This is a genomic window from Neorhizobium alkalisoli (assembly GCF_007829835.1).
Taxonomy (GTDB): Bacteria; Pseudomonadota; Alphaproteobacteria; order Rhizobiales; family Rhizobiaceae; genus Neorhizobium.
In genome coordinates, this window is record NZ_VIWP01000014.1 from 107,681 (window position 1) to 128,335 (window position 20,655).

The window sequence follows — 20,655 nt, forward strand, 5'->3', positions numbered from 1 at the left end:
AAGCGAGCAGTACCAGCATTCGACGGCGAGACATGAGGAGGCGATAACATCTTCCTCCGACCCCGCCAATTGGCTCTTCATGCCGATGAGCGGCAGATCTTTTGATGATCTTCATTCGGAGTTTTGCTTGCGGAAGCCTAAATGCATATGGGCTTGCAGATCTCTCACCCCTTAGTGGCAACCGAACTAAGCGTCACTCGATATCACCCACTCCAATGAGTTGGCGCGACTTAAGCAATCCCGATATCCGAGAATGGACTGCCGCCCTCATAGCTAACGCGAGCGGCCTCGCCCTTTCCGTACCGTCAGCTCAGGCTTTTGCTGTAACGCTCAAAGCTCTTCGACAGGATCGTCGTGCTGGCGCCCGGCTGCTGCGGTCGCCGAAACACGCCGCCTTCAACATTGGCGGGCTCCTCGAAATGGTCCTTGATCCAGGGAATATATTCCAGAATGGTCGAAGCCGGATGCCAGTAGCTCAGCTGCACATGCACTTGGCTCATCTCGCCGGCATGCGGCACGACCGGTAGCCGGTGCGCCAGCGCCAGATCAGCCACCTGAATATATTCGGTCACGCCGCCAAGGCGGGTGACATCGGGTTGGACATAATGAACGGCACCGGCCGAGATGAACGCGCGAAACGCGTCGACGCTGTAAAGCTGTTCGCCGAGCGCGATCGGCATCGACGTGCTGCGGGCAAGCGTCGCATGGCTGCCGACATCGTCGTACCAGAGCGGCTCCTCGAACCAGTAGATATCGAGATCTCGGGCGCGTTCGCAAAAACGCTGGCAGGTCGGCAGGTCCCATTTGCCATTGCCGTCGATGGCGATCCTGACATCGGCGCCCAGCCTTTTGCGCACCGCTTCCAGCCGCCGCACATCGGCATTCGGATCGTCATGGCCGACCTTGATCTTGAGCCGGGTAAAGCCGTCCTCTTCGACAGCCTTGACCGAGCCGGCGAGCAGCGCATCGAGTGAAAAGGAGAGCCAGCCGATATCGGTATTATAGGCTTCGAGCCTGTCCGTCCGGGCACCGCCGAGATGCGCCCAGAGCGGCACGCCCGCCCTCTTGGCGGCGAGATCCCATAGCGCCACATCGACTGCGGCAAGCGCAAGCTGGGTAATGCCGGCGCGCCCGACCCATTGCAGGGCCGGATGGCGGGCGAGTTTTGTCCAGAGCCGCGCATGATCCGAAGCGTCCTCGCCGATCAGGAGCTCCGCATAACAATCGCGGATACAGACTGTGATCAGCCGGTCGGAGGCGAGATGCGAATGCGTGCCGGTGAAGCCGTAACCCTTCAGGCCATCCGTCGTGGTGATGATCGTGCCGACCACGCCCCAATGGGTGATGCTGTGGGTCGAATCCGAAATGGAATCCGAGGTCAGCGGCAAATGCAGGATGAAGGGTTCGACGGATTTGATTTTCATGGCTGGGCTCCTCCCCATTTTTCCAAAAATTCAGTCGGGCCTGATCGGATCCAGACGTTCCAGATAAGGCAGATCCCGCGGCGACATGGTGCTGGCGACGGCGCGGATGCGCAGCATCGCCCGTTCGCGCGAGACCTGCAGATGCCGCACGAGCGCCGTCTTGGCGGACGTGACGTCACCGCTCGACAAGCGCTGCAGCACGTCGAGATGTTCGGGCAGAAACGGCTCCGTCTCGAACAGTTCCGACGTGCCCTGATAGAGAAAATGATGCGCCACCAGCAGCGCCTGCGGCAGGCTGATTGCCTGCATCAGGGCCTGATGATCGCAATGGCCGAGCAGTTCGACATGCAGTTCCTGTTCGAGCGCATCCAGGCGACCCGCATCGATTTCGGCACCTGAGACCATCGATGCCTCGACATTTTGAAGCAGACGACCGAGCAGATCGGGCGGCAGGCGCGGAAACGCCTTTTCCAGCGCCAGCGGTTCCAGCGCCCAGCGCAGCTCGTAGAGCTCGCCGATATGTTTTTCGGTCAGCGCCGGCGCATACCATCGGCCGCTGTCGTCCTTGCGCACGATGCCACGCTGCTGCAACCGCGCCACGACATCGCGCGCCACGGTGCGGCTGACATGATAGGCCTTGGCCAGCGCCGCCTCGTTGATGCGCCAGCTCGCCAGCGAGGTACGCGAAACGAGTTCGATCTCGATTTCCCCATAGATCAGCTCCCAGCTCGGCTGGAACTGGATCCGGTCGGCTGCCAAGGCGGAAATACTGGGGGGCTGATGATCCGGCTCGGGAGGACGGCCCGACAGTGGCAGGACCTCATATCCCCGCGTCTGCGATTTGCGAACAAAACCTTCCCGCTCAAGCTCGGACAAAGCCTGGCGTGCCGGAGCACGGCTGATGCCGAAACGCTGGGCGATGGCGGTTTCAGCCAGATGCGTGCCGGCCGACACCGCACCCGAAACGATCTCCTCCGCCAGAACCTCGAAAGCGCGTCGGTAGAGTTTTGGCGACAGGCCGACGGCTCGCGGTGTCGGGGAATTCATGGCCTGGTCCCTGGGCTCCGGTGACGACAATTCGAAAAATCTCCTCTCCCCATGGATTGCACTCCTCAAGGATAATGTCTAGTGTGCACACAAGACATTATAGCGCCTGGGGAGGAGAATGTCGGAATTGGCCACGAATACCAGCGTCGCGCTTGCCGGACTGGACGCCTTCTGCCGAAACGTGTTGAAGGCCTGCGGTGCGGATGACGCGACCGCGGATGCAACGACGCGGGCGATGATGCATGGCACCCGCCATGGCGTGGACAGCCACGGCATCCGGCTGTTGCCGCATTATGTCCGGGCACTGGAGGGCGGAAGGCTGAACAAGGCACCGAAACTGGCCAAAGTCCACGGCTTCGGTGCCGTCGAGACGCTTGATGCCGACAATGCGCAAGGCGCGCTCGGCGCCTACACCGCCATGGACCGCGCCATCATGCTTGCAGGAAAGTTCGGCATCGGTGCTGTCGGCATCCGCAACACGTCGCATTTCGGCCCGGCCGGTGCCTTTGCCATCGAAGCCGCACGGCGGGGCATGATCGGCCTCGCCTTCTGCAATTCCGACAGCTTTGTGCGCCTGCATGACGGCGCAACCCGGTTTCACGGCACCAATCCGATCGCGGCCGCCGTGCCCGTTCCCGGCCAGAACCCCTGGCTGCTCGACATGGCGACCAGCGCAATTCCGTTCAATCGGGTGATGCTCTACCGCAGCACCGGTGCGCCCCTGCCCGACGCCGTCGCCTCCGATGCGAGCGGCCACAATACGAATGATGCAACGATTGCCGAGATGCTGGCGCCGCTTGGGGCAGAATTCGGTTTCAAGGGCGCCGGGCTTGCCGGCCTTTCGGAAATCCTGAGTGCGGTCCTGACCGGCATGCGGCTGAGCTTCGATCTCGCCCCGATGATGGGCAAGGACTTTTCCACGCCGCGCGGTCTCGGCGCCTTCGTTCTGGCAATCGCGCCGGAAGCATTCGGCGATCGGTCGACTTTCGATGCCGGCATGAACCGGTATCTCGAAGTACTGCGGACCTCGCAGCCGCGCGAAGGCTGCAAGGTCATGGCGCCTGGCGACCGGGAATGGCAGGTTGCTGCAAAGCGTGAAGAGTTGGGCGTCGTGGTCGATCCCGTCACCTTGTCAGCCTTCGCAGAACTCGCCGCAACCTACGATTTGCAATTGCCGCCGCTTGCTCAGGAAATTAACCCTTGACTTACCAAAATTGGTAAGACAACCTGACAACATTCGCGTCTGGGAGGGAAACTGGCGCGGGGAGGATTTCATGTTCGTGGCACTGGAACCGCGCCGCCTTTACCGGCAGGTCGCGGAAGAAATACGTGCGCTTATCGACGCTGGCGGCATTGCCGTCGGTGAGCGGCTTCCCAGTGAACGGGAACTCGCCGAACGCTTCGGCGTGTCACGACCGACGGTACGAGAAGCGCTCATCGTTCTGGAAGTCGAAGGACGTATCCAGATCCGCGTCGGATCCGGCGTTTATGTCACCGGCAAACCCGCGTTTCCGGCAAAGGTGCTGCCCCATGACGACAGCGAAAGCCCCTTCGAAATCCTGCAGGCGCGCTGCCTGATCGAAGGCGCGATTGCCGAAGAGGCAGCAAGGCGGATCACGCCGGATGGAATTGCCCGTCTCAACGAGACGCTGGAGCGGATGGAAGCCTCGGTCGAGGACGCGTCCCAGGCGCTATTCTGGGACCGCGCCTTTCACACGGCGATCACCGACATGATCGGCAACGGCGCGCTCAACCGCTTCACAGGCATCATCTACGACAGCCGCATGTCGCCCTATTTCGAAAAGCTCGCCAGCCATTTCGAAGGACCACACACCTGGCGGCTCGCCGTCGAGGAACACAAGGCCATTCGCGACGCCATCCGGACTGGAGACCCGGCCGGCGCCCGCGAGGCGATGCGTCATCACCTGACGCAGTCGCAGCAGAGATTCTCGGAAAGCTTCGGGGAGGAGCCGACAAGAGAAGACTGAGCCCAAGGCCCGCCGGGCCGAGGGTTAAGACCCATCATCTGACATTCTTTCGGGAGGAGAATATGAAGTTCAGATTGACAGCACTCTTGGGCGCAGCGGCCATCAGCATGGTCACCGCCCTTGCCGCACATGCGGAAACCACCCTGAAATGGGCGCATGTCTATGAGACATCCGAGCCGTTCCACACGGAATCTCTCTGGGCCGCTCAGGAGATCGCCAAGCGCACCAATGGCCGCTACAAGATCGACGTGTTTCCTGCCTCGCAGCTTGGCAAGGAAGCCGATATCAACCAGGGCCTGAAACTCGGCACGGTCGATATCATCATTTCCGGCTCAAGCTTCGCGGCCCGCGACTTCAAGCCGATCGGCGTTACCTATTTCCCCTATATCTTCCGTAATCCGGAACACCTGATTGCCTATACCAAGAGCGACGTCTTCAAGCGCCTCGCCAAGGGGTATGAGGACAAGACCGGCAACGTCATCACCGCGGTCAGCTATTACGGCACCCGCCAGACAACGTCGAACAAGCCGATCACGAAATGCTCGGACCTCAATGGCGTGAAGATGCGCGTTCCGGACGTACCGGCCTATCTCGCCATGCCGCGCGCCTGCGGCGCCAACACGACGCCGATCGCATTCGCGGAAGTCTATCTCGCCCTGCAGAACGGCACCGTCGATGCCCAGGAAAACCCGCTGACGACGATCGAGGCGAAGAAATTCTTCGAAGTGCAGAAGAACATCGTTCTGACCGCACATATCGTCGACCACCTGAACACGGTCGTTTCCAAGAGCCGCTGGGCGAGCCTGTCCGACGAGGACAAGCAGATCTTCCGCGACGTGATGCAGGAAGCTGCAGCCCGAACCACGAAGATCATCGAAGATCGCGAAAAGGCGCTGGTCGACGAGTTCAAGAAGAAGGGCGTCAACGTCGCCGAGATCGACAAGGCCGACTTCGAGAAGAACGTGCTGGAAAAGGTCAAGTTCGAGGACTTCGGTTACGAAAAGGCCGACTGGGAAGCGATCCGCGCCATCAAGTGACGCGGCACGCCTGATACCCGCAGGGCGTGGCCGAAGGGCCGCGCCCCACCCAGCTCTCAAGACGGGAACGCCCATGTCCACTGCACAGGAAGCCCATACACCGGTGACGCCGGAAGAACTTGCCCACACATTCGATGAAGCCCCCGCCGACGTGGATCTTTCGGTCTACGCCTTCGAAGACTGGATCACCGTCGCCCTGTTCTGGCTGATGACGGGCTGTGTCTTCCTGCAGTTCTTCACCCGCTACATTCTCAACAACAGCTATGCCTGGACGGAAGAGATCGCCGTCAACTGCCTGATCGGCGTCGTCTTTCTCGGTGCCGTCATGTGCGTGCGCACGTCGCGCCATATCCAGGTGGATGTGCTTTACCATTATCTGCCGGCCAGGGTGACGCGCGTCATGGCGACGCTCGTCGATCTTATCCGCATCGCCTTCTTTGCCTACGGGTCCTGGCTGATGTGGCGTTACATGGACATCGTCTCCGGCGAAGAAATGGTCACGGTCGATCTGCCGCGCAGCATCGTTTTCTATTCTGTGCTGATCGCCTTCGTCCTGATGTTCCTGCGGTCCATTCAGGTTTTCGTCGCCAACATGCGGCGGGGTTATTCCGTGCTCGAACGGCCGGAAGAATTCCAGAGCGCCGGGGATTAAATCATGCTGCTTCTGATCGGTTCCTTTCTCGGCCTGATGGTCATCGGCCTGCCCGTCGCCATTTCCATGGCCACGTCCTCCGTCCTCTACATCGTCTTTTACGGCGTAGCCCCCGACATTATCGTCGCGCAGCGCCTGATCGCCGGCGTCGAGAGTTTTCCGCTTCTCGCCGTGCCCTTCTTCATTCTGGCCGGCAACCTGATGAACATTGCCGGCGTCACAGGCCGCATCTATTCCTTCGCCGTCGCCCTTGTCGGTTGGATGAAGGGCGGCCTAGCGCAGGTCAACATCATCGGTTCGGTCGTGTTTTCCGGCATGTCCGGCACGGCCCTTGCCGATGCCGCCGGCATCGGCACGATCGAGATCAAGGCGATGAAGGATCACGGTTATCCGATCGAAGCGGCCGTCGGCGTCACTGCCGCTTCCGCAACGCTCGGGCCCATTTTCCCACCATCCCTACCCTTCGTCATCTACGGCATGATGGCCAATGTCTCGATCGGCGCGCTGTTCATGGCCGGCATCCTTCCGGGCGTCGTCATGACGGTCCTGATGATGATCACGGTTGCCGTCTTCGCCTGGGTGAAGCGCTGGGGTTCCGACACGCCGTTCAGCCTCAAGATGATTTTTGGCGCCTCGCTGGAAGTCATCGTGGTGATGATGGTGCCGCTCGGCATCTATCTTCTGATGCTGCTCGGTCTGTCCCTGAATTTTGCAATCCTGATCGGGCTTGCGGTTCTGCTAGCCTGCGACTGGTATTTCAACTTCTCGGCCGTGATGGCGCTGATGACACCGGTCATCCTGATCGGCGGCATGACGATGGGCTGGTTCACACCGACGGAAGCGGCGGTCGCAGCCGTGCTCTGGTCGCTGTTTCTTGGCCTCGTGCGCTACCGCACCATGACCTTCAAGACGCTGGCGAAAGCGACGCTCGACACGGTGGAAACTACCGCTTCAGTGCTCTTCATCGTTGCTTCGGCCTCAGTCTTCGCCTGGCTCCTGACGGTCAGCCAGACGGCGCAGCTGCTCTCGACGGCGATCCTGTCGATCACCGACAGCAAGTGGGTTTTCCTCATCCTGGTCAATCTGCTGATGCTGTTCGTCGGCTGCTTCCTCGACACGATCGCGGCGATCACCATCCTCGTGCCGATCCTGCTGCCGCTGGTGCTGCAGTTCCATATCGATCCGGTGCATTTCGGCCTGATCATGACGCTGAACCTGATGATCGGGCTTCTGCATCCACCGCTCGGCATGGTGCTGTTCGTACTTTCGCGCGTCGCAAAGCTTTCGGTCGAACGGACGACGATCGCCATCCTGCCCTGGCTGGTGCCGCTCTTCGTCGCCCTCATCCTGATCACCTTCATCCCGATGATCACGCTCTGGCTGCCGATGGAAATGGGCCTGATCCGCTAATCGCAATCCGGCCGCGCGAGACTTTTTCGCGCGGCCTTTTCAAACATATGGAAAGTTCGAACCATGCTGACCCGGATCGTCCGCCTACACGCAAAGCAGGATTTGCGGATCGAGACACAGGATTGCCCACCACCTGGCTCTGGCGAAGTGCTTTTGCGCATGGCCGCCGGCGGGATATGCGGCTCCGACCTGCATTATTATCAGGATGGCGGTTTTGGCCCGGTGCGGGTTCGCGAACCGATCATCTCCGGCCATGAGGCTTCCGGTTTTGTCGAGGCTGTCGGTCCTGATGTAACAGGGCTCACACCCGGCGCGCTCGTCGCCATCAACCCGTCCCAGCCGTGCGGAACCTGCGAATATTGCAGCATCGGCCAGCCGATCCATTGCCTCAACATGCGCTTCATGGGCAGCGCCATGCGCCTGCCGCACGAACAGGGCATGTTCCGCGACTGGCTGACCGTGCCCGCCATCCAGTGCTTTGCCGTCGGCGAGAATATCAGCCCGGCGGAAGCCGCCTGCTCTGAACCGCTCGCCGTCTGCCTGCATGCCGTTTCGCAGGCAGGCGACCTGACCGGCGCAAAAGTGCTGGTCACCGGCACCGGCCCGATCGGCCTTCTGACCATTGCCGCCGCAAAACACGCAGGCGCCGCCGAAATCGTCGCCACCGATCTTGCCGATGCGGCCCTCGCGCGGGCACCGGCCATGGGCGCCGCTGCGACCATCAATGTTGCAACCGACGCCGCCAGCCTTGCCCGATACGAGGCCGGCAAGGGCTATTTCGATGTGGTCTTCGATTGCTCTGCCGCGGCACCGGCCTTGCGTTCGGCCTTCGCCACGGTCCGTCCGCGCGGCACGATCATTCAGGTCGGCGTCACAGGCGACATGAGCTTTCCGCTCAATGCACTGGTCGGCAAGGAAATCACCTGGCGCGGTTCGCAACGTTTCCACGCCGAATTCGCCATCGCCGTCGATCTCATCTCGCGCCGCAAAATCGATGTGCGGCCGATCATTTCGCACGAATTTCCGCTCGACCAGGCCGTCGAAGCCTTCGAGCAGGCCGGAGACCGGTCGCTTGCCTGCAAGGTGCAGATCACCTTCGGCGATACGAACTGACAGGATTGGAGAGTCTTTATGAAACATACATGGCGGTGGTTCGGCCCGGTCGACAAGGTGACCGTGCGCGACGCAGCCCAAGCCGGCGCCGAAGGGATCGTCAGCGCGCTGCATCATGTCCCGACCGGAGACGTCTGGCCGCTGGACGAAATCCGCAAGCGGCAGGACGAAATCAAGGCCGGCGGGCTTTACTGGGATGTCGTCGAAAGCGTGCCGGTTTCGGAAAACATCAAGACCCAGACGGGCAACTGGCGGGATCATGTGGCCGCCTGGCAGGAAACCCTGCGCCGCCTGTCGAGCTGCGGCATCAAGACCGTCTGCTACAATTTCATGCCGGTTCTCGACTGGACGCGCACCGATCTGCGCTGGGAAACCCGGCATGGCGCTAAAGCCATGCGCTTCGACCTCATTGATTTCGTCGCCTTCGATATTCATATCCTGCAGCGCCCGAACGCCGCCAATGATTATCCGCACGACCTGATCGAAGGTGCCGCCCGGCGTTTTTCGAGCATGCCGGATGCCAAGATCGCCGCGCTCGGCCGCAATATCGGCGCCGGTCTTCCCGGTTCTGCGGATGGTTACACGCTCCCGCAGCTCCTGGAAAAACTGCGTTCCTATGAGGGCACAGACCGGACGCGGCTGCAGGCCAATCTCGTCGATTTCCTGTCCGAAGTCGTGCCGGTCGCCGAAGAGGTCGGCATCAATATCTGCGCTCATGGCGACGATCCGCCCTGGCCCCTGCTCGGCCTGCCGCGCATTCTTTCGACCGAAGCCGATTACGCGCACATGCTTTCCAAGGTCGATAGCCGCGCCAATGGCGTGACACTCTGCACCGGCTCGCTCGGCGCCCGTGCCGACAACGACCTGCCGAAGATCGCCGAACGGTTTGCCGACCGCATCCACTTCGTCCATCTGCGCAATGTCACCCGCGATACCGACAGCCTGCCCTGCTCCTTCTTCGAGGACGAACATCTGGAAGGCGGCACGGACATGGTTGCCGTACTTGCAGCCCTTCTGAAGGAAGAGAAGCGCCGCCGCGACGAGGGCCGCGAAGATCACCGCATCGCCATGCGCCCCGACCATGGCCAGGAAATCCTCGACGACCTGACGCGTGGCGCGCAGCCCGGTTATCCGGCGATCGGCCGCCTCAAGGGGCTGGCGGAACTGCGCGGCATCGAGCGCACCCTTCTCCATCCCAGCTTCGGGCTGAACGGATGACCCAGCGTCTTTCCTCCCATACGCACCTGCCCGAAACGGTCGCCACCCCTGCCTATGACCGCGAAAAGCTCGGCCCTGGCATCGTGCATTTCGGCCTCGGCGCCTTCCATCGCGCCCATCAGGCCGTCTATACCCAGCGCGCCCTTGCAGAAAAATTCGGCGATTGGGGCATCGTCGCCGTCAATCTGCGCTCGCCCGATCCGGTCAAGGCGCTCGCAGCCCAGGACGGGCTTTATTCCGTCATTGTCGGCGAAATCGCCGAAGACAGAGCCGAGGTGATCGGCGTCACGATCGACTGGATCTGCGCTGCCGAAAACCGTGAGCAGGTTCTCGCCTATCTCGCCGATCCGCAGATCAAAATCGTCACGCTGACGGTCTCGGAAAAGGCTTATGGCCTCAACCCTTCGACCGGCGGTCTCGACACCGCCCACCCGGCCATCGCCGCCGACCTCCTCAACCCGCAGGCACCGACCGGTGCTGTCGGTTTCATCGTCGAAGGTCTGGCGTTGCGGCATGCGCGTGGCGTTTCCCCCTATACCGTGCTGAGCTGCGACAACCTTCCCGCAAACGGCCGCGTGCTGCGCCGTCTCGTGCTTGAAATGGCCGAGCGGCGCGATCCCGAGCTTGTTCGCTGGATCGCCGAAAACGGTGCCTTCCCCTGCAGCATGGTGGACCGCATCGTCCCCGCAGCAACCGAAAAAACCCGGCAGACGGCGAAAGACCTGCTCGGTGTCGAGGATGCGCTGGCGATCGAGACCGAGCCTTTCATGCAATGGGTGATCGAGGACGATTTCGTCTCCGGCCGTCCGGCATGGGAGGCGGGCGGCGCGGTATTTGCCAAAAATGTCGAGCCCTATGAGAAGATGAAGCTTCGGCTTCTCAATGGCTCCCATACGCTGATCGCCCATCTCGGGCTGTTGAATGGTCTCGAATACGTTCGCGACGTCATGACAGTGCCGGCTCTGGTCGCCGAGGTCGAGCGGCATATGCTGGCGGCGGAAAAGACGCTCGATCCGGTGCAGGGCATCGATCTAGCACACTACAAACGCCAGCTGATCGAACGTTTCGCCAATCCGCGGATTGCCCATAAAACGATCCAGATCGCCATGGATAGTAGCCAGAAACTGCCGCAGCGGATCTTTTCGCCAGCAGTCGAAACGTTGGCGAAAGGCGGCAATGCCGAGGAATTCGCCCATGTCGTCGCACTATGGATGGCGGCCCTGGTGACGAGGATGGATTGCGACGATCCGCGCAAGCCGGAACTGCTGGAAGCGGCGCGGCAGATCGATCCGGCTGATGCTTCGGCCAGCTTCTTTGCCATCGAAGGCCTGTTTCCGGCCGAACTGATTGCCGCCAGGGCCTGGCGCGATCGCGTCAATAACGAGCTGCAACAATGGTTGCCGAAAGCCGGTGCCCCGGCCGGCAATGGGAGAATTTGATGAAGGCGCTTCTTTGCAACGAACCGGGCCGCCTGACGGTCGTCTCGCGCCCGGAACCGGTCCGGGCCGAAGGCGAGGTTCTGGTCCGTATCCGCCATGTCGGCATCTGCGGCACCGATTTTCATATCTTTGCCGGCAAGCATCCGTTTCTCGAATATCCGCGGGTGATGGGACACGAGCTTTCAGGCACCGTCGAGCAGGCGCCGACCGGAAGCGCGCTCAAAAAGGGCGATCCGGTCTATATCGTGCCTTATCTTTCCTGCGGCACCTGCCAGGCCTGCCGGCGCGGACTGACCAACGCCTGCCGCAACATTCAGGTACTCGGCGTCCATTGTGATGGCGGCATGGCGGAATATGTTTCCGTGCCCGAAAAGAACGTCGTGCCGACCGGCAATATTCCGCTCGAAGACGCCGCGATGATCGAGTTTCTGGCGATCGGCGCGCATGGTGTGAAGCGCGGCAATATTGCCGCCGAGGATCGCGTTCTGGTCACCGGCTCAGGTCCGATCGGCATGTCGGCGATCATTTTTGCCAAGGCCCGCGGCGCGCATGTGACCGTCATGGATACGCGCGAAGACCGGCTTGCCTTCGCCGTCGACCGGCTCGGTGCCGATACGACCATTTTTGCCAATGATCAGGCCGAAGCCGAGGCCGCGCGCCAGACGGGCGACGACTGGTACGATGTTGTCGTCGATGCGACCGGCAATGCCATCCCGATGCAGCGCGGCTTCAACTTCCTTGCCCATGGCGCGCGTTACGTTCTTCTCTCCGTGGTTCGGCAGGACATCACCTTCTCCGACCCGGAATTCCACAAGCGCGAGGCGACGCTGATCGCCAGCCGCAATGCCCAGCCCGATGATTTTGCAGAGGTCGTGCGGCAGATCGAGGCCGGCCGCGTCCCGACCCGTGCACTCAACACCCATCGCGGCCGCCTCGAAGACGGTGTCGAACTTTTCCCGCAATGGGTTCGCCCGGAGGCCGGCGTCATCAAGGCGATTTTGGAGATATGACCATGACAGTGAAGAAAACACTTCGCCTGAACACATTGGACAATATAGTCGTCGCAATCGCAGACCTGCCGACGGGCAGTGCGGTGGAGAACGATATCGTCACCGCCACCCGCGTGCCGCGCGGCCACAAGGTCGCAAGCCGCGTCATCGCCAAAGGCGAGCCGATCCGCAAGTTCGGCCAGGTGATCGGCTTTGCCTCGAGCGACATCCAGCCCGGCGACTGGGTACACGAAAAGAACGTCACCATGGGCGAGGATTTCGAACGCGACTACGCCTTTGCGTCCGAAGCCGGCCCTCCCGATGCGCTTCTGCCGAACGAGACGCCCGCCTTCTTCGACGGTTTTCGCCGTGCAGACGGTCGCGCCGGCACGCGCAATTATATCGGCATCCTGTCTTCCGTGAACTGTTCCGCCACCGTCGTCGATTATGTCGCCGACGAGATCAACCGCTCGGGCATTCTCAACGACTATCCAGGCATCGACGGCGTTGTTCCCCTTCCGCATGGCCAGGGCTGCGGCATGGCCGGTAAGGGTGAGGCCTTCGATGTGCTCTCGCGCACCCAATGGGGTTACGCCAGCCACCCGAATTTCGCCGCCACCCTGTTGATTGGCCTCGGCTGCGAGGTTTTTCAGATCCCGCGGATGAAGGACACGTACAAGATTGCTGAGGGCGATCACTTCCAGTCGCTGACGATCCAGGAGATCGGTGGCACCCGTAAGGCCGTCGAGGCCGGCGTTGCCCGCATCAAGGAAATGCTGCCCTTCGTCGCCCGCTCTATCCGTGAGCCGATTTCAGCGTCCGAACTGACGCTTGCGCTGCAATGCGGCGGTTCGGACGGTTATTCGGGCCTCACTGCCAACCCGGCGCTCGGCGTGGCCGCCGACATGCTCGTACGCCAAGGCGGCACCGCGATCCTGTCCGAGACGCCGGAAATCTATGGCGCCGAACACCTTCTGACGCGCAGGGCGGAAAGCATCGAAGTCGGCCAGAAGATCGTCGATCTGATCCACTGGTGGGAAGAATATACGCAGCGCAACGGTGGCGAGATGAACAACAACCCGTCGCCCGGCAACAAGGCGGGCGGACTGACCACCATTCTCGAAAAATCGCTGGGCGCCGTCGCCAAGGGCGGCAATTCCACCTTGCGCGGCGTCTACCGTTATGCCGAACGTATCGACCGCAAGGGCTTTGTCTATATGGACACGCCCGGCTACGATCCAGTGGCGGCAACCGGTCAGGTGGCGGGCGGCGCCAATGTTCTCTGTTTCACCACCGGTCGCGGCTCCGCCTATGGCTGCAAGCCGGTGCCCTCGATCAAGCTCGCGACCAACAGCCAGCTTTACGCCCAGATGACCGAGGACATGGACATCAATTGCGGCGACATCATCGATGGCGTGACGCTGGAGGAAAAGGGCCGCGAGATCTTTGAAACCATCCTCGCCGTCTCGTCGGGAAAACCGTCGAAATCCGAAGCGCTCGGTTACGGCCGCAACGAATTCGTTCCGTGGCAGATCGGCGCGCTGATGTGAGCATATGCGGATACGGGAAAGGCGCGGGAAAACGCGCCTTTCCCCTTGTACTGTGGTCGAAACGGTCCCTCCCCTTGGAGCGTTTCAGCTTTTGACAGATTGATTACGGACCCTGAAATTCCTGGCTCGTCCAATCATTTTGCAGCTCGCGTTCGGCTCGCTCTACAGCACTTGCATTGAGCAGGCGCCGCATCAAGGCGACAGCGACTGCGCGGGTGCGAAGATTGTACCGGCTCTCGTCGTCGCCGGTTTCCTTGTAGATGTCGAGTTTTTCATAGAGCTGCTGGAGGCGGTTCTGCACGGTACGAAGCGACAGCTTTTTCCGGTTTGCAATCGTCTTATCCGTAAGACCAAGCGCAACATCGACCAGGATCTCGTACTCGCCATCGGTCAGCCCGTGCGCTGACCCCATGCCTTTCTGCTGGATGCCGCGGACCTCGCGGTCGATCACGCATTGCGACTCCAGAAAGACACTGCGCAAAGCGAGTTTCAGTCGTTCTTCAGATGTGGATTTGAGCACATACCCATACGTCGCGCCTTCCGGAACGATACGCGAAACACCCCGCACATAGGCCTCGTCGGAATAGTTGGACCAGAATAGTATTTTTGTATCCGGTCTTTCCCGCCAGATGGTGCGGGCGGCCTCTATGCCGTTCCGCTCTCTCATCTGTAAGTCCATCACCACGAATTCGGCACGCGACTTTCGCGCCTCGATCTCACCCAGCCGGCCGTCTTCGCTCTCCATGACATCATCGCATTCAGGGAGGGCCGAACGCACCGCTTCATTCAGATAAGAGCGATGCAGCGCATCGTCCTCGACGATCAGCACTCTCATTTCGCGGCCTCCGTCTTCAAAGCATGTTTCAATGGTAGCGTTACCTTCACCATTGTTCCCTGGCCGCCGGGATTTGCCGCGATCTCCAATCGCGCAGAGATCAGCCTTGCCCGAGTCTTCATATTGTCGATGCCGCGGCCTGATAGATCATTGGACGACACCAACCCGCCTCCATCATCGCTGACTTCGAAGGAGACCGCGTTTTCGTCGGCCTTTAACGTCACTGTCACCATATCCGGTTGCCCGTGGCGGATGGCGTTATTGACCGCCTCCTGAATGATACGGAACAGCGCAGTCGCAACGGTTCGATCGAGATCGGCAAGCGTCTCGCCTGCGAAATCCACCACCCGCCAGCGCAGCGACAGCCCACCTTCGCGCACTGAGCGCTCTAAATGATTTTCGATCGCTTCGGCCACGCCGAAAAGCTGCAGCACCGTGGGTTTCGCCTCCTCGATTATCTGACGCAGGTCGTGCATGCATTGCTGCAAGGCTCGGCAAAACGGTTCCAACGCATCGCCTTGGATTGTGTCTTGATCGGTCAGCCGTTCAATCCGGCGGGTCAGGCGTGTCAGGTCGGCCAACGTTTGGTCGTGCAGATCCATGCCGATGCGCTGGCGCTCGGCTTCCAGCGCCTCCGTCAATTTCAACGCACCGAGGCGCAACCCCTCTTCGCGCGCCCGTGCCTCCGTCTCGATCACCGCAGAATGCTTTGCCTGTTCCGCAGCCCTGAGGGCAAAGAAATAAGGTGCCAGAAGATCGGCCACAGCGCGCGCCTTCTCGACATCCTCCATGTCATAGCAACCGTGTTGCCGCGACGAACAACTCAACGCACCGATCACGTCGCCTTGCGCCTTCAATGGAACGTGCAGGCGGCTGCGCAGGGAGAGTTCGATGATAGGGCTGGAAAATGCGCCGTCGAAATGAAAGCGCGGATCGCTGCAGGCATCCGCCGCCAGCAGATAATCGACCTCGCCGGCCAGAAGCGTACGGATCGGACTGCCGCTCAAAAGAGCCGGTGGCTGTTTGCTCCAGGCCGTTTCGAGCCCGCTTTCGTAAGCGATATGATATTTGCCATGCACCATCTTGATGCAGACATCGAGATGGTCGTGCGGAATGATGTGGCTGATCTCGTCCGCCACGGCCTTGATGATCGAGTTGAAATCCAGCTGGCCGGCCAACAGTCTCGAAATACCGAGATAGCGGTCGAACAGCGAATCACGCGCCAGATCGAGCATGTCTGGACCTCCTCCCAGGTCTTCCCCCATTTAAGCGCCAGCTTTTGAAGCTTGTCTTGCGGGAACCCGCAGATCTTAGACGGACGCCCGCAAAGGGCGTGCTCGTATGCGCCTGTACAAGGTAAAAATTCTCCTCCATTCTCGATTTACTGAGCAAGAGGGGCTCAGGGCAATCATTATCTCCAGATCACCGTTGAGGAGCGGCCCGGAGGTAAAGGGAGATTTTTGGGAGGAAACCAATGACTATCAGAATGATGCTCGCGGCATCCGTTGCCGTCGCGTGCCTTGGCGGCACTGCACTTGCCGATACCGCATCGAAGAAGATCGCGCTGTCCAACAACTATGCCGGCAATTCCTGGCGTCAGGCGATGCTGACCAGCTGGGACAAGATTACCAAGGACACGGTCTCCAAGAAGATCGTAGCCGCCGCCGATCCGTTCACGACGGCTGAAAACCAGGCGACCGAACAGGCCGCCCAGATCCAGAACATGATCCTGCAGGGTTATGATGCAATCGTCATCAATGCCGCTTCGCCGACTGCGCTGAACGGCGCGATCAAGGAAGCCTGCGATGCCGGCATCACCGTTGTCTCTTTTGACGGCATCGTGACCGAACCCTGCGCATGGCGCATCGCCGTCGACTTCAAGGCAATGGGCGAAAGCCAGATCGAATATCTTTCCAAGAAACTGCCGAAGGGTGGCAATCTCCTGGAAATCCGTGGCCTTGCTGGCGTTTCCGTCGATGACCAGATCCATGCCGGCATCCAGGCAGGCGTTGCGAAATACCCGCAGTTCAAGGTTGTCGGTTCCGTCAACGGCGACTGGGCACAGGACGTCGCCCAGCGCGCCGTCGCCGGCATCCTGCCAAGCCTGCCGGAAATCGCAGCCGTGGTGACCCAGGGCGGCGACGGTTATGGTGCAGCCCAGGCCTTTGCCGCGGCCAAGCGTCCGACGCCGACCATCGTCATGGGCAACCGTGAGGACGAGCTCGTCTGGTGGAAGCAACAGAAGGACAAGGACAAATACGAGACCATGTCCGTGTCGATCGCGCCCGGCGTCTCGACGCTCGCCTTCTGGGTCGCCCAGCAGATCCTCGATGGCAAGGACGTCAAGAAGGACCTCGTCGTTCCCTTCCTGCGGATCGACCAGGACAATCTCGAGGAGAACCTGAAGAACACCCAGAAGGGTGGCGTGGCGAATGTCGAATATTCGCTCGAAGACGCCCAGAAGGTGATTTCCGCCGCCAAGTAACCTCATGCCGAAAGGCATGCGCACACGACGGCACCTCCCGCGTGGCGGAGCGTAACTAATCCCTTCGCGCCCCGCCACGATCCGGAGCCATGATTTCAGGCAGGCAATCTATAACGGTCCCGATGACGCAAATCTTGAAGCGAGAAGAAGTCGTCGCTGCGCGCGGCGTCAGGATAACATTCGGCGCAGTCAAGGCGCTCGATGGCGCCGATCTTGTCATCCATGCCGGCGAATGCGTCGGTCTCGTCGGTCATAACGGTGCCGGCAAATCGACCATCGTCAACGTCATCAACGGCGGACTGACGCCGCATGAAGGCTCGCTCACCTATGGCGGCCGTGACGAACGCGGCATCTCAGCTGCCCGCGCCAACGGCGTGCGCTGCGTCTTTCAGGAGCTGTCGCTTTGTCCCAACCTGACGGTGAATGAAAACGCCCGGATCATGCATGCAGACCTGAAGGGTTGGAACTGGCGCAGCCGCGCATTGTCGCTCGTCAAGACACAGCTTCAGGAGATCTTTCCCGGCCATGCGATCGATTGCGACAGCACGATCGACGATCTCTCCATCGCTGAACGACAGATGGTCGAGATCGCCATCAGCTTTGCCGGCACGGACAAAAAGCCGAAGCTCGTCATCCTGGACGAGCCGACCTCCTCGCTCGATGCAGGCCTTGCAGCCCAGCTGATGGCCTATATTCGAAAATTCGTAACCGAAGGCGGCTCGGTTCTGCTGATTTCGCATATTCTGGGAGAAATCCTGTCCACCTCCAGCCGTATCGTGGTGATGAAGGACGGTCGCGTGGTTGCCGATCGGGCTGCCGGTGATTTCAACACCCACAGCCTCGTGGAAGCGATGGGCAATGTGGTGCGTGAACAGGAGTTTTCCCGCAAGACGACCCGCAAGACCGGAACACCGGCGCTTTCCATGCCGCCGCGTCGCGGGCATGGCCTTGCCTTCGAAGCCCATCGCGGTGAGCTGATCGGGCTTGCAGGACTGGGTGGACATGGCCAGACCGAGGCGCTGCTCGATCTTTATCTGGGTCGAAACAGCAATTGGTGGCCGACCGCGGCCAAGGAAATCGCCTTCGTTGCCGGTGACCGCAGCCTGAACGGCACATTTCCGCTCTGGAGCATTCTCAAAAACCTCTCCATCGCCTCGCTCGGCCAGCTTTCGTCGCGAAAGATGATCGATGACGGACGGGAACAGGCACTCGGAGAAAGCTGGAAAAAGCGCATCGAGATCCGCACGCCGGATATGGGCAACCGCATCCTGTCGCTTTCAGGCGGCAACCAGCAGAAAGTGCTTTTTGCCCGTGCACTCGCCACCACTGCCAGCATCGTCCTGATGGACGATCCGATGCGCGGCGTCGATATCGGCACCAAGCAGGAAGTCTACGAGATCCTGCGCTCCGAAGCCGCAAGCGGCCGGACCTTCATCTGGTACTCGACCGAGATGGACGAAATCCGCCTGTGCGACCGCGTCTATGTCTTCCGTGAAGGCGCAATCGTGGCGGAACTGGTGGGTGAGGACATTACCGAAAAGAACGTGCTGGCCGCCTCGTTCAGCGAAGGAGCGGCAGCATGAAGATATCTTCCGGCACCATCCGCCTGATCATTCCAGCGGCGTCGCTTGCCCTGCTGCTCGCAGCAGTCTTCTACATGCAGCCGCGCGCCATGAGCTATACGGGGCTCAATCTCCTCTTCAATCTGGCGGTGCCGATCGCGCTTGCGACGATCGCGCAGATGCTGATCATGTCCGTCAACGATCTCGACCTGTCGATGGGCACATTCGTCAGCTTCTGCGCCTGCGTCGCCGCAACCGTGCTTCAGACATCGCCCGTGCTTGGCGTTCTGATCTTCATCGGCGCGATCCTTGCCTATGCGGCGATCGGCGTCGTCATCCATATGCGCGAACTGCCCTCGATCGTCGTGACACTCGGCATGAGCTTCGTCTGGGGCGGGCTTGCCGTCCTTATCCTGCCCTCGCCCGGCGGCACGGCGCCGACATGGGCGCGATGGGTCATGACTGCCAAACCGCCTCTCGTTCCGATGGCGATCGTCGCAAGCATCGTCATTGCGGCTGTGACCCATTACATCGTCATGCGCTCTTCCTTCGGCGTTTTGATGCGTGGTGTCGGCGGCAACAATCGTTCGGTCGAGCGGGCCGGCTGGTCGGTGCTGGGCTTGCGCGCCGCGACCTACGCTCTGGCGGGCTTTTTCGCCATCCTTTCCGGCATCGCCCTTGTCGGGCTTACCACCTCCGCCGATGCCAATATCGCATTGCGCTATACGCTGCTTTCGATTGCCGGCGTCATCCTCGGGGGCGGCGAATTCGTGGGCGGCAAGGTTTCGCCGATCGGCGCCGTGATCGGCGCTCTGACACTGACACTTGCCGGCTCCTTCCTGTCCTTCATGCGCATCTCGCCCGACTGGCAGATCGGCGCTCAAGGCGCGATCCTGATCGTCGTGCTGGCACTCCGGCTTGCCCTGAACCGCCTCGAAAAGCGGGAGAAAAGCCAATGAACCTGCGCCGTCAATTCGTCGAAAAGCCCTGGATCTGGTCCTTTGCCGCGACGATCATCGTGTGGATTACCACCGTGCTCTTCACCGGCGGTGCAAGCTCGTTCGGCCTTTCCCAGGCAGCGCTCACCTTCGCAGCCTTCTCCGTCATAGTCGGCATCGGCCAGATGTTCGTCATCACGCTCGGGCCGGGCAATATCGATCTATCTGTGCCCGCCACCATGACACTTTCCGGTACGCTGGCGCTGAAGCTGATGGATGTGCAGGACGGCATGATCCTTGTCGGGCTGCTCGCCTCGATCGCCATCGGCCTGATCATCGGGATCGGCAATTATATCCTCATCAAGCTCCTGCGGATTCCGCCGATCATCGCAACCTTGTCGATGAGTTTCATCGTCCAGTCCGTGGCAATCTGGAGCAATCGCGGCCTGCGCATCAAGCCGCCGGAAACCCTGGCGGAGTTTGCAACATCGGGCCTGTTCGGCATTCCCAATGTGGCACTGGTCGCGCTCGTGCTCTCCGGTCTCGCATGGCTGATGCTGGAAAAATCGATCTATGGCCGCTGGATATCGGCAATCGGCCAGAGCACCTTTGCCGCCCGCATGGCCGGCATTCCGGTCGATGGCACGCGCCTTGTCACCTACATGCTCTGCGCCGTCCTCGCTTCCGTCTGCGGTTACCTGCTTGCGAGCTTTTCCGGCGGCGCGGCGCTCAACATGGGCTCGGAATACCTGCTGATGTCGATTGCCGTCGTCGTGATTGGCGGCACGGCGGTCGCAGGCGGCAATTCCAACATTCCCGGCATATGGGGTGCGTCGCTCTTCATGTTCCTCGTCGTATCGATGCTGAACACATACGGCTTCGGCGCCGGTTTCCGCCTCATCCTCACCGGCCTCATCATCATCGCCGTCATTCTGCTTGCCGGCGGCAGACAATCCCTTCGATAACGG

The 20,655-nt window shown here is 60.9% G+C and carries 18 protein-coding genes; 14 read left to right on the forward strand and 4 right to left on the reverse strand.

The window, feature by feature from the left end:
• Positions 1-305: 305 nt before the first annotated feature.
• Together FHW37_RS29995 and FHW37_RS30000 are read right to left on the reverse strand one after the other, a co-directional pair.
• Positions 306-1,424, reverse strand: coding sequence for a mandelate racemase/muconate lactonizing enzyme family protein (locus tag FHW37_RS29995; RefSeq protein WP_145643214.1), 1,119 nt, complete (start codon positions 1,422-1,424; stop codon positions 306-308).
• A 30-nt stretch (positions 1,425-1,454) separates the two neighbouring features.
• Complete coding sequence (locus FHW37_RS30000; RefSeq protein ID WP_145643216.1) at positions 1,455-2,471, reverse strand: GntR family transcriptional regulator; 1,017 nt, start codon at positions 2,469-2,471, stop codon at positions 1,455-1,457.
• A 118-nt stretch (positions 2,472-2,589) separates the two neighbouring features.
• On the opposite strand from FHW37_RS30000, the gene FHW37_RS30005 reads away from it, so the two are divergent.
• The 10 genes from FHW37_RS30005 to FHW37_RS30050 all read left to right on the forward strand — a co-directional run bounded on the left by FHW37_RS30005 (position 2,590) and on the right by FHW37_RS30050 (position 13,867).
• The gene (locus FHW37_RS30005) at positions 2,590-3,675 is read left to right on the forward strand and encodes an Ldh family oxidoreductase (protein ID WP_145643218.1); all 1,086 of its coding nucleotides are present in this window, start codon (positions 2,590-2,592) and stop codon (positions 3,673-3,675) included.
• Between the two features lie 70 nt (positions 3,676-3,745).
• Entirely contained in the window at positions 3,746-4,459 is a 714-nt protein-coding gene (locus tag FHW37_RS30010) for a FadR/GntR family transcriptional regulator (protein ID WP_145643220.1), read from the forward strand.
• A 62-nt stretch (positions 4,460-4,521) separates the two neighbouring features.
• Positions 4,522-5,496, forward strand: coding sequence for a sialic acid TRAP transporter substrate-binding protein SiaP (locus FHW37_RS30015; protein ID WP_145643222.1), 975 nt, complete (start codon positions 4,522-4,524; stop codon positions 5,494-5,496).
• Between the two features lie 73 nt (positions 5,497-5,569).
• Positions 5,570-6,148, forward strand: a complete 579-nt coding sequence (locus FHW37_RS30020; protein ID WP_145643224.1) for a TRAP transporter small permease — start codon at positions 5,570-5,572, stop codon at positions 6,146-6,148.
• 3 nt (positions 6,149-6,151) lie between these two features.
• Positions 6,152-7,558 (forward strand): TRAP transporter large permease, encoded by a 1,407-nt coding sequence (locus FHW37_RS30025; protein ID WP_145643226.1) that lies wholly within the window; start codon positions 6,152-6,154, stop codon positions 7,556-7,558.
• 63 nt (positions 7,559-7,621) lie between these two features.
• Positions 7,622-8,671: an L-idonate 5-dehydrogenase gene (locus FHW37_RS30030; protein WP_145643228.1), complete on the forward strand. Its 1,050-nt coding sequence runs from the start codon at positions 7,622-7,624 to the stop codon at positions 8,669-8,671.
• Between the two features lie 18 nt (positions 8,672-8,689).
• A complete protein-coding gene (gene uxuA / locus FHW37_RS30035; protein ID WP_145643230.1) occupies positions 8,690-9,889 on the forward strand; it encodes a mannonate dehydratase in 1,200 nt (399 codons plus the stop codon).
• Entirely contained in the window at positions 9,886-11,328 is a 1,443-nt protein-coding gene (locus FHW37_RS30040; protein WP_145643232.1) for a mannitol dehydrogenase family protein, read from the forward strand. The genes uxuA and FHW37_RS30040 overlap by 4 nt, the downstream gene beginning before the upstream one ends.
• The gene (locus tag FHW37_RS30045; RefSeq protein ID WP_145643234.1) at positions 11,328-12,338 is read left to right on the forward strand and encodes a zinc-binding alcohol dehydrogenase family protein; all 1,011 of its coding nucleotides are present in this window, start codon (positions 11,328-11,330) and stop codon (positions 12,336-12,338) included. Before FHW37_RS30040 ends, FHW37_RS30045 begins: the two co-directional genes overlap by 1 nt.
• 2 nt (positions 12,339-12,340) lie before the next feature.
• The gene (locus FHW37_RS30050; RefSeq protein WP_145643236.1) at positions 12,341-13,867 is read left to right on the forward strand and encodes a UxaA family hydrolase; all 1,527 of its coding nucleotides are present in this window, start codon (positions 12,341-12,343) and stop codon (positions 13,865-13,867) included.
• A 103-nt stretch (positions 13,868-13,970) separates the two neighbouring features.
• Here the strand turns inward: FHW37_RS30050 and FHW37_RS30055 are convergent, their stop codons facing one another.
• On the reverse strand, positions 13,971-14,702 hold the full coding sequence (locus FHW37_RS30055) for a response regulator transcription factor (protein WP_145643238.1): 732 nt from the start codon (positions 14,700-14,702) through the stop codon (positions 13,971-13,973).
• Positions 14,699-15,937 (reverse strand): GAF domain-containing sensor histidine kinase, encoded by a 1,239-nt coding sequence (locus FHW37_RS30060; protein ID WP_145643240.1) that lies wholly within the window; start codon positions 15,935-15,937, stop codon positions 14,699-14,701. The genes FHW37_RS30055 and FHW37_RS30060 overlap by 4 nt, the downstream gene beginning before the upstream one ends.
• Positions 15,938-16,176: 239 nt before the next feature.
• Here FHW37_RS30060 and FHW37_RS30065 point away from each other — a divergent pair, with 239 nt between their 5' ends.
• The 4 genes from FHW37_RS30065 (at position 16,177) to FHW37_RS30080 (ending at position 20,652) form a co-directional block, all read left to right on the forward strand.
• The gene (locus FHW37_RS30065; RefSeq protein WP_145643241.1) at positions 16,177-17,187 is read left to right on the forward strand and encodes an ABC transporter substrate-binding protein; all 1,011 of its coding nucleotides are present in this window, start codon (positions 16,177-16,179) and stop codon (positions 17,185-17,187) included.
• A gap of 122 nt (positions 17,188-17,309) precedes the next feature.
• Positions 17,310-18,770 carry a sugar ABC transporter ATP-binding protein gene (locus tag FHW37_RS30070; RefSeq protein WP_145643242.1) on the forward strand — a complete coding sequence of 487 codons (1,461 nt, stop codon included), beginning with the start codon at positions 17,310-17,312 and terminating at the stop codon, positions 18,768-18,770.
• Positions 18,767-19,708 (forward strand): ABC transporter permease, encoded by a 942-nt coding sequence (locus tag FHW37_RS30075; RefSeq protein ID WP_145643243.1) that lies wholly within the window; start codon positions 18,767-18,769, stop codon positions 19,706-19,708. The genes FHW37_RS30070 and FHW37_RS30075 overlap by 4 nt, the downstream gene beginning before the upstream one ends.
• On the forward strand, positions 19,705-20,652 hold the full coding sequence (locus tag FHW37_RS30080; RefSeq protein WP_145643244.1) for an ABC transporter permease: 948 nt from the start codon (positions 19,705-19,707) through the stop codon (positions 20,650-20,652). The genes FHW37_RS30075 and FHW37_RS30080 overlap by 4 nt, the downstream gene beginning before the upstream one ends.
• The last annotated feature ends 3 nt before the right edge of the window (positions 20,653-20,655 follow it).

What these genes read in the sequence shown, in the direction of transcription:
- FHW37_RS29995 (WP_145643214.1), bottom strand. Translation starts at nt 1,424, where the DNA reads ATGAAAATCAAATCCGTCGAACCCTTCATCCTGCATTTGCCGCTGACC.
- FHW37_RS30000 (WP_145643216.1), bottom strand. Translation starts at nt 2,471, where the DNA reads ATGAATTCCCCGACACCGCGAGCCGTCGGCCTGTCGCCAAAACTCTAC.
- FHW37_RS30005 (WP_145643218.1), top strand. Translation starts at nt 2,590, where the DNA reads ATGTCGGAATTGGCCACGAATACCAGCGTCGCGCTTGCCGGACTGGAC.
- FHW37_RS30010 (WP_145643220.1), top strand. Translation starts at nt 3,746, where the DNA reads ATGTTCGTGGCACTGGAACCGCGCCGCCTTTACCGGCAGGTCGCGGAA.
- FHW37_RS30015 (WP_145643222.1), top strand. Translation starts at nt 4,522, where the DNA reads ATGAAGTTCAGATTGACAGCACTCTTGGGCGCAGCGGCCATCAGCATG.
- FHW37_RS30020 (WP_145643224.1), top strand. Translation starts at nt 5,570, where the DNA reads ATGTCCACTGCACAGGAAGCCCATACACCGGTGACGCCGGAAGAACTT.
- FHW37_RS30025 (WP_145643226.1), top strand. Translation starts at nt 6,152, where the DNA reads ATGCTGCTTCTGATCGGTTCCTTTCTCGGCCTGATGGTCATCGGCCTG.
- FHW37_RS30030 (WP_145643228.1), top strand. Translation starts at nt 7,622, where the DNA reads ATGCTGACCCGGATCGTCCGCCTACACGCAAAGCAGGATTTGCGGATC.
- uxuA (WP_145643230.1), top strand. Translation starts at nt 8,690, where the DNA reads ATGAAACATACATGGCGGTGGTTCGGCCCGGTCGACAAGGTGACCGTG.
- FHW37_RS30040 (WP_145643232.1), top strand. Translation starts at nt 9,886, where the DNA reads ATGACCCAGCGTCTTTCCTCCCATACGCACCTGCCCGAAACGGTCGCC.
- FHW37_RS30045 (WP_145643234.1), top strand. Translation starts at nt 11,328, where the DNA reads ATGAAGGCGCTTCTTTGCAACGAACCGGGCCGCCTGACGGTCGTCTCG.
- FHW37_RS30050 (WP_145643236.1), top strand. Translation starts at nt 12,341, where the DNA reads ATGACAGTGAAGAAAACACTTCGCCTGAACACATTGGACAATATAGTC.
- FHW37_RS30055 (WP_145643238.1), bottom strand. Translation starts at nt 14,702, where the DNA reads ATGAGAGTGCTGATCGTCGAGGACGATGCGCTGCATCGCTCTTATCTG.
- FHW37_RS30060 (WP_145643240.1), bottom strand. Translation starts at nt 15,937, where the DNA reads ATGCTCGATCTGGCGCGTGATTCGCTGTTCGACCGCTATCTCGGTATT.
- FHW37_RS30065 (WP_145643241.1), top strand. Translation starts at nt 16,177, where the DNA reads ATGACTATCAGAATGATGCTCGCGGCATCCGTTGCCGTCGCGTGCCTT.
- FHW37_RS30070 (WP_145643242.1), top strand. Translation starts at nt 17,310, where the DNA reads ATGACGCAAATCTTGAAGCGAGAAGAAGTCGTCGCTGCGCGCGGCGTC.
- FHW37_RS30075 (WP_145643243.1), top strand. Translation starts at nt 18,767, where the DNA reads ATGAAGATATCTTCCGGCACCATCCGCCTGATCATTCCAGCGGCGTCG.
- FHW37_RS30080 (WP_145643244.1), top strand. Translation starts at nt 19,705, where the DNA reads ATGAACCTGCGCCGTCAATTCGTCGAAAAGCCCTGGATCTGGTCCTTT.